1 protein-coding gene is annotated in these 2,735 nt (G+C 32.9%); it reads right to left on the reverse strand.

The features are described 5' to 3' along the window. Nucleotides 1-2,668, reverse strand: a 2,668-nt coding sequence (locus RTW14_RS18500) for an ATP-binding cassette domain-containing protein (protein ID WP_312654268.1), incomplete at its 3' end; no start/stop codon positions are given. Nucleotides 2,669-2,735 lie beyond the last annotated feature (67 nt).

A 2,735-nucleotide genomic window follows, 5' to 3' on the forward strand; every position in this document is an offset into this window, starting at 1 on the left:
AAACAGCACCAAAATTTCCTACTGAAATAGAACCGTCAAAAAGATACTTAATAAGCAATAAAAGTGTAAGTATATGTCCCAATAATGCCGAAATTTTAAATAACAGCTCAATTCTTATTGATTTAACTTGAGTATTAATAATTTCGTCATTCAGTGTTTCTAATTTATTCTTATATCTCTTAATAAAGAAATTATATGCTCCTAGTAATCTTGTTTCTTTCAACTTTTCTTTTCCAATGATGCATTCCTCATAATGCTCGCACTCTCTACGTAACGGTGCAGCCTTATCTTCAAGTCGAGCATATAATCTACTTTTAAACATTTGAGAAAGCATAACAGGGAGAGAAAATAGAAAGATAATTATAACTAAATTTGGTTTTAACCTACAAAGGTAAATACCTATAATCATAAAGTATGGTATGTAGATAAGTGTAGTATCCACAATTCCTGTTATAAGTGATACACTATTTTTTACACCTTCATGAGCCTTATTGATATCATCTAAAAAAGAAGTGTCCTCAAAACAAGCTGTTTTCTGCATGGCACATTTCTGATTAAACAATTTTTCAAGTTTTCCTGTAACTTTACGCTCATAATCCAAACCAAAAACTGTACTTATTCCATTCAATACTGGGTTCGCTAAAATGCAAAGAAGAAGTAATATAAAAGAACCAATTATTCTTGCTAACATTGCTTCACCAGTAATATATTTACCAATAACGTTAAAAAAGCGGTCAAGTGCTACAGTATTAAGGGCAAGTGTTAAACCCAATAGCAAGTCAATAATGCAAATAAATAGGAAGTACATTGGACAGGCACCAACTACTTTCCGAAAGGCCTGAACAATTGTAAGGAAGGAAGATTTTTTATTAGTTTTCATTCTCATACCACCTCCTCTGACTATGAAACATTTCTGCATAAGAACCATTTTTCGTTCATTAAAATTACCATGCTCGCTTACAGCTCCGTCTTCAATCACATATATAACGTCTGCAAGTTTCGTTGAAGCTAATCTATGACTAATGAGAAGTGTTGTCTTCCCATGATTAATTTTTTCAAAGTTCTCGTAAAGCCGACTCTCACTTACTGGATCTAGTGCTGCCGTTGGTTCATCTAAAATTCTCAACGATGCATTACTTACCAGTGTTCTTGCCATTGCAATTCGTTGCCACTGTCCTCCTGATAAATCAAGACTATCTTTTATAATTCTTCCAATATAGCTATCAATGCCTCTAGGTAGTTCTTGTACTAACTCAATTAATCCACTTTCTTCAATTGATTCTTGAAAACGTTGAGTGCTATAACCATTCACATTTCCTAATGTAATATTATCCTTCAAAGAAATCTCGTATTTTGCAAAATCTTGATATACCACAGCAAACATGGATTTTAATTCCTCCTGGCTGTACATCTTGATTGAAATATTGTTAATAAGAATATCTCCTTCAAATTCCTCATACAATCCTGTTAGTAATTTAGTGATTGTTGTCTTTCCTGAACCATTAGCTCCAACAAGAGCATAATGCTTTCCGCTTTCAATAACAAGGTTAAGGTTCTTTAAAACATCGCGTTTAGTTCCTGGATATCGAAATGTTACATTCCTAAATTCTATGCGATTCACTAAAACTCTATTCTCTGATGAAACGCATAAGTACTCATTCTTATACTTTAATGACAATAGACTCGTAAAATCTTCTAAGTATTCTTTGGATTGAGCTATTGCTTCAGTATACTCCGGCAATTGCCAAGCCAAATCTGGAATTAGCGATATCGTACTATTAACAATAGAAATAAATAGTCCTATAGACAATAAACCTCTTTTCAGCGGAAACACAAGAATTAAGATAATAACCGCTATCAGTAAGGAAGTTAAAATTCCACCAATTTCAGACTCCTTTAACCATTTTAAACTGGCTTTAAACTTGAGATTCCTAGCAACTTCGTATTGCTTATGCCACGAATCATTAATCTTCTTTGAGTAGTTAAAAAGAGTTCTTTCTTTAGCAGCATTTCTTCCTATCAAAATTTCTGATAGGTACCCAGCTTTTCTTATATGTTTTTCAGACTCTCGATTCGCTTCATAATTTTCCTTACCGCCTCTTATCGCAATACGGAATGTTGGTATTGCTATAAATGCAATTGCTAATGCCGCCCACGCAACCTTAAATAGAAGCACACCCATAATTCCTAGAATCTTAAGTATTAGACTAAATGCTCCCAAAACCTGTCCATAAGACTTAACACATTGAGTCTCAGGTTGTCTAGAAACCCTAGATATTAAGTCTAAACTCTGGTCATCCTCAAAATATTCATATTTAAGTGATGCAACCCTTCCTATTAAAGAAATAAAAAAATTCTCTCTTAAAATATTTTCAAGCTTAGTATTAAGATACTCTAATAATAAAGGAGACAAACTCGAATACAGTGAACATAAAACAATTGCCAATACAGATAACTTTATATGAGCTGCCCCTGAACCTTCTGTAAAAAATCTGATTGAAGAATTGATGAAGTATGAAACAGCTAGCAATGAAAGTGTTGGAACTACACCACTGAAAAAACTAACAACTGCAATTGAAATAGAATAAAAGGGACAGTAATGAATAGGAATGCGAATGATATCAAGTATCCCGAGTGTCTTTTTTGTGAACAAGTTAAAATTTGACATCTAATTATCCCCCTAAAATATTTTAGTGCTTAATAGTCACATGTGCGATTATAATAAATTTCTATAG

It is taken from the genome of Aminipila sp., from assembly GCF_032051575.1.
Taxonomy (GTDB): Bacteria; Bacillota; Clostridia; order Peptostreptococcales; family Anaerovoracaceae; genus Aminipila.